Source organism: Rhizobium sp. J15 (assembly GCF_002531825.1).
Classification (GTDB): Bacteria; Pseudomonadota; Alphaproteobacteria; order Rhizobiales; family Rhizobiaceae; genus Rhizobium.
Genome location: NZ_NWSX01000114.1, coordinates 1 through 630, shown reverse-complemented (window position 1 = coordinate 630; position 630 = coordinate 1). Strand labels below are relative to the sequence as shown.

1 protein-coding gene is annotated in these 630 nt (G+C 67.8%); it reads right to left on the bottom strand.

Annotated elements, in window-relative coordinates; genetic code table 11:
• Positions 1 to 630 (bottom strand): IS110 family transposase (locus tag CO670_RS32380; RefSeq protein ID WP_141502482.1); only part of this gene is annotated, 630 nt, incomplete at both ends.

Below are 630 nucleotides of genomic sequence, written 5' to 3'. Positions count from 1 at the left end.
GCGGCCATGAACAGCACGGCCCGCACCTTGCCGCGCCCGCCGCCGATGAAGCTCTTGCCCTTCCATTTTCCCGATTGCCGCGTCCAAGGAGCAAGCCCTGCCAGTGAAGCGATCTGGCGGCGGTCGAGGCTGCCGAGTTCGGGCAGCTCGGCCAACAGCGTCCGCGCCGTTGTCGGCCCGACACCCGGCACCGAGGTCAGCAGCGTCTCGCGCACCCGCCAGACCGGCGATTTGCGGATATGGCTGTCGAGATCGGCATCGAGGTTTTCGAGCTCGCGGCGCAAGGCCGTCAGCAGGCGCTTGATGCTCTTCTGCGCCTGTTTGGCCAGCGCCATGCGCAACCGGTTCTCCTCGGCAACGACCATCTGGACGATCTGCCGCCGGCGGGCAATGAGCTCGGACAGGGTCTGCGTCTCGGCATCGCGCAACGGCCGGATGGCCGGCTTCGTCGCCACGAGGAAGGCAGCGATGACGGCCGCATCGATCGGATCGGTCTTGGCCCTGCGGCCGAGCGCGTTGGCAAAGGCGCGCACCTGCGCCGGATTGACGACAACCACCCCAAAACCAGCGGCCGACAGGCTACCTACCGCCAACATCTCGTAGCCGCCGGTCGCCTCCAGGCCGACGATC